A 4,727-nucleotide genomic window follows, 5' to 3' on the forward strand; every position below is an offset into this window, starting at 1 on the left:
CCGCGTCGACGAGTTCGACGGTGTGCGGGCCTACCGTCGCGGCGATCCGCTCAAGCTGGTGGTCTGGAAAAAGGCTGCACAGGCCTTTGCCACGGGCAGCAACCAGCTGGTGAGCCGCGACCGCCCGCTGTCCCAGCAGCACCGCCTGTGGCTGGATGCCAAGGCCACCGGCCTGGCCGACCCCGAGGCCCGCCTCAGCCGCCTGACCGCCTGGGTGCTGGCCGCGCGCCAGCAGGACCTGACCTGGGGCCTGCGCCTGCCCGACGGCCGCGAGATCGCCCCCGACCAGGGCCCGGCCCATGCCACGCTCTGCCTGGAAGCCCTGGCGGCCTGCCCATGAATCGCACGTCCATGCCCTCCTCCTTCCAAGCCATTGCGCAGCCTGCGGCCACTTGGCGCCAGCGCCTGGCCGCCCTGCCCCGCGATGCGCGCGACACCCTGTTCCTGCTGGCCGTGGTGGCCTGGGTGCTGATGCCCCAGGCCGCCCACACGCCCTGGTGGACCATGGTCTTCGTGGCCGGCCTGCTGCTGTGGCGCGCCCTGCTGGCCTGGCGCGGCCAGCCCCTGCCCGGCCGCTGGCTGCTGGGCGGACTGCTGCTGCTGGCCCTGGGCGCCACCTGGGTCTCGCACGGCACCTTTGTCGGGCGCGATGCGGGTGTGACCCTGATCGTGCTGCTGCTGGCGCTCAAGACACTGGAGCTGCGCGCCCGGCGCGACGCCATGGTGGTGTTCTTCCTGGGCTTCTTCGCGCTGCTGGCCAACTTCTTCTACTCGCAGTCCCTGCTGCTGGCCCTGGCCATGGTGCTGGGCCTGCTGGGCCTGCTCACGGCCCTGGTCAATGCCCACATGACCGCCGGCCGGCCGCCGCTGACCCAGGCGCTGCGCACGGCAGCCCTGCTGGCGCTGTGGGGCACGCCGGTGATGGTGGCGCTGTTCCTGTTCTTTCCGCGCATGGCCCCGCTGTGGGGCGTGCCGGGCAACGACCTGGCCGGCCGCAGCGGCCTGTCGGAGAACATGCGCGTGGGCTCCATGGCCTCGCTGGTGCTGGACGAGAACATCGCACTGCGCCTGCGCTTCGACACGCCCGACGGCGCCCCGCCACCGGCCAACACCCTGTACTTCCGAGGCCCCGTGCTGTCGCGCTTCGACGGCCAGGAATGGCAGATGGACACGGAGGCCGGGCTGGACAGCGCCCAGCTGCGCGTCTCGGGCGAAGGCGTGCGCTACCAGATGACCATAGAGCCCAGCCGCCGCCCCTGGCTGACCATGCTTGACGCCACGCCCCAGCCCCCCGAACTGCCCCCGGGCATGGGCACCGCCCGCATGACGCCCCAGCTGCAATGGCTGACCTGGCGCCCCATCACCGACGTGGTGCGCATCAGCGCCCAAAGCCATGTGCAGTTCAGCTACGGCCCGCTCAAGCCCACGCGCGGCCTGCGCCGCTACACCCAGCTGCCCGAAGGCAGCAACCCGCGCACGCTGGAGCTGGCCCGGCAGATGCGTGCCGACCCGCAACTGGCCGATGCCACGCCCCGCGCCTGGGTGCAGGCCGCGCTGGCGCGCCTGCGCAAGGGCGGCTACACCTACACGCTGGCGCCCGGCGTGGTGGACAGCGTGCACACGGCCGATGACTTCTGGTTCGACAGCAAAGAGGGATTCTGCGAGCACATCGCCTCGGCCTTCGCCGTGCTGATGCGCGGCATGGGCGTGCCTGCCCGCATCGTCACCGGCTACCAGGGTGGCGAGCGCAACCCGGTCGACGGCTACTGGACCGTGCGCAACGCCGACGCCCATGCCTGGACCGAGGTGTGGCTGGAGGATGAGGGCTGGGTGCGCATCGACCCCACTGGCGCCGTGGCCCCGTCGCGCGTGGGCGAGTTCCAGCGCCTGCGCGCACCGCAGGGCGCCATCGCCGGAGCCATGGGCAACTTCGTGGGCGTGGGCATGCTGCAGCAGATGCGCGCTGTGTGGGAGGCCGTCAACAACGGCTGGAACCAGTGGGTGCTGAACTACACGCAAAGCCGCCAGCTGGACCTGCTCAAGAACCTGGGCATGCAATCGCCCTCGTGGGTGGACATGCTGCGCCTGCTGGGCGCGCTGGCCGGCGTGGCTGCGCTGGCGTGGCTGGCCTGGATGGCCCGCGCCCAGCGCACCAGCCGCGACGAATGGCTGCGCCTCATGGACAGGACCCGCGCCCGGCTGCGGCGCATCGGCCTGGACGCCGACGCCAGCCTGCCCCCACGTGCGCTGGCAGCCCAGGTCATGGACCGCTGGGGCCGGGACGATGCCAAGGCGGCCCAGGCCCTTCACGACTGGCTCCTGGGCATGGAGCGCCAGCGCTACGCACGGCCATCCCCATCCTCATCCGCACCCGACACCCCCGGCCTGCCCGCCCTGCGACGCCAATGGCGGGCGCTGGACTGGCCACGCAATCCGCAGCCACGGCCACAAGCCGCCGCTGCCGGTCCCACGACAAGCACACCATGACCAAGCAACGACTGATCCCCTGCGCCCTGCTGCTGCTCGCGGCCGCGGCCGTGCCCTGCAGCGCGCTGGCCGGCAAGCCGGCAGCCAGCCCTGCCGCCCAAGCCACGGCCAAAACCTCGGCTAAAACCACGACCAAGTCCACGGCCAAACCGTCCACGAAAAAGCGCACGGCCGCTGCTGCCGCCGCTACGGCCGCTGGCGGCGCCGCCGTGGCCAGGACCGTGCAGGGCAGCACGCCCTACGGCGAACGGCCTGAAGCCATGCAGATGGCCGCCGACATTGCGATGCGCCACGACCTGCCGGTGGACTGGGTGCGCGAGACCATCGCCCAGGCCCGCTTTCTGCCCCAGGTGCCGCGCCTGATGACGCCGGCCGTCCAGGGCACGGCCAAGAACTGGGGCGTCTACCGCAGCCGCTTTGTCGAGCCCGTGCGCATACGCGCCGGAACACGCTTTTGGCAGGCCAATGCCGCTGCGCTGGCGCGTGCCGAAAAGCAGTACGGCGTGCCGGCCGAAATCATCGTCGGCATCATCGGCGTGGAGACCATCTACGGCCAGCAGATGGGCAACTTCCGCGTGATGGACGCCCTGGCCACGCTGAGCTTCGACTTCCCTGCCGCCCACCCGCGCGCTGCGGCGCGCACCGAGTACTTCCGTAGCGAGCTGGAGCAGTTCCTGCGCTTCACCCACCGTGCGGGCACGGACCCGTTCTCGCTGCGCGGCAGCTACGCAGGCGCCATGGGCATGGGCCAGTTCATGCCCAGCAGCTGGGTGAAGTGGGCCGTGGACTTTGACGGCGACGACCGCATCGACCTGTTCGGCAGCGCGGCCGATGCCATCGGCTCGGTGGCCAACTACTTTGTCGCGCATGGCTGGAAAAGCGGCATGCCCACCCACTACCCGGTGATCATGCAGGCCCAGGGCGCCGACCTGGCCGCCCTGCTGGCGCCCGACATCCTTCCCCAGTTCACGGCCGACGAGATGGCCGCACGCGGCGTGCAGTTGCCAGGCGACGGCGCCGCGCACCCTGGGCCGCTGGCCCTGGTCAAGCTGGAAAACGGCGCGCAGGGCCAGCCGCTGTACATCGCGGGCACGGAGAACTTCTATGCCATCACGCGCTACAACTGGTCCAGCTACTACGCGCTGTCCGTGATCGAGCTGGGCCAGGAAGTCGCGGCAGCCATGGGCCGCTGATCCAGGCCATCCAAACCGTCGAGGTGGTCAGGGCCGGCGCATGCGGCACATCGCAGGCTGCTCGGCACGCGCGGCCTCGATCTCTCGCACCACGCGGAAGCCGTAGCCCGAGCCTTCCACATCGAAGGGCACGCCGGGCGCCCCCTGCCTGTCCATGACGCCGACCACCAGCGCCTGCTGGAACTGGTGGTCGGCCGCGCGCATGCGGCCCCTGCGTCCGGCCAGGGTCACGTCCGCGCTTTCCAGCGCCTGCGCCACGGCAACGGTTTCCGTGCTGCCCGCGCGCGCCATGGACTGGGCCAGGGCCTCCATCATCAGCTGCATGCGCATGTGCACATAGTCATCGGCTGGCCTGGGAAAGCGCTCGCGGAATGCCTTGTAGAAGGCCTGGCTGTCGGGCCCCGGCACGTTGGGCAGCCAGTCGGCCACGGCCAGCACCTTGCCCACGCCGGCCTCGCCCAGGGCAGCGGGCGCGCCCAGCGCATTGCCGTAGAAGGTGTAGAAGCGGCCGTCAAAACCCGCCTCCCGCGCGGCCTTGACCAGCAGCATCAGATCGTTGCCCCAGTTGCCCGTGATCACGGCCTGGGCGCCGCTGGCCTTGATCTTGGCGGCATAGGGCGCAAAGTCCTTGACGCGGCCCACGGGGTGCAGCTCGTCGCCCACGATGGCCACATCGGGCCGCTGCGCGGCCAGCTGGCGCCGTGCCTCGCGCAGCACGGCCTGGCCAAAGCTGTAGTCCTGCCCGATCAGGTAGGCGCTGCGCACGGCCGCGTCCTCGCGCAGCACCTGCATCAGCGCGGCCATGCGCATGTCGGCATGGGCGTCGAAGCGAAAGTGCCAGAAGCTGCAGCGCTCGTTGGTGAGCGCGGGATCGACGGCCGAGTAGTTCAGGTACAGCACGCGCCGGGCCGGATCGCGCTCGTTGTGCTTGGCAATGGCGTCGACCAGCACGGCGGCCACGGCCGATGAATTGCCCTGCATGACCACGCGCGCGCCGCCGTCGATGGCTGCGCGCAGCGCAGACAGCGCCTCCTCGTTCTGGCCCTT

Annotated in this window: 4 protein-coding genes; 3 read left to right on the plus strand and 1 reads right to left on the minus strand. The window is 70.9% G+C overall.

The annotated features are described in order from the left end of the window. From L995_RS27885 to mltB, 3 genes are all read left to right on the plus strand, one after another. Window positions 1-340, plus strand: a 340-nt coding sequence (locus tag L995_RS27885) for a DUF58 domain-containing protein (protein ID WP_047474605.1), incomplete at its 5' end; no start/stop codon positions are given. Continuing rightward, window positions 337-2,487 carry a transglutaminase family protein gene (locus L995_RS27890; RefSeq protein WP_047474607.1) on the plus strand — a complete coding sequence of 717 codons (2,151 nt, stop codon included), beginning with the start codon at window positions 337-339 and terminating at the stop codon, window positions 2,485-2,487. The genes L995_RS27885 and L995_RS27890, both read left to right, overlap by 4 nt. Next, on the plus strand, window positions 2,484-3,680 hold the full coding sequence (gene mltB, locus L995_RS27895) for a lytic murein transglycosylase B (RefSeq protein ID WP_047474611.1): 1,197 nt from the start codon (window positions 2,484-2,486) through the stop codon (window positions 3,678-3,680). The genes L995_RS27890 and mltB overlap by 4 nt, the downstream gene beginning before the upstream one ends. Before the next feature lie 27 nt (window positions 3,681-3,707). Here the strand turns inward: mltB and L995_RS27900 are convergent. After that, window positions 3,708-4,727 (minus strand): branched-chain amino acid ABC transporter substrate-binding protein (locus L995_RS27900; protein WP_047474609.1); only part of this gene is annotated, 1,020 nt, incomplete at its 5' end.

This window comes from Delftia sp. ZNC0008 (assembly GCF_000799035.1).
In the GTDB taxonomy this organism is placed as follows: domain Bacteria; phylum Pseudomonadota; class Gammaproteobacteria; order Burkholderiales; family Burkholderiaceae_C; genus Comamonas; species Comamonas tsuruhatensis.

Coding starts and splice junctions, on each gene's coding strand:
- L995_RS27890 (WP_047474607.1), top strand. CDS start 337: ATGAATCGCACGTCCATGCCCTCCTCCTTCCAAGCCATTGCGCAGCCT.
- mltB (WP_047474611.1), top strand. CDS start 2,484: ATGACCAAGCAACGACTGATCCCCTGCGCCCTGCTGCTGCTCGCGGCC.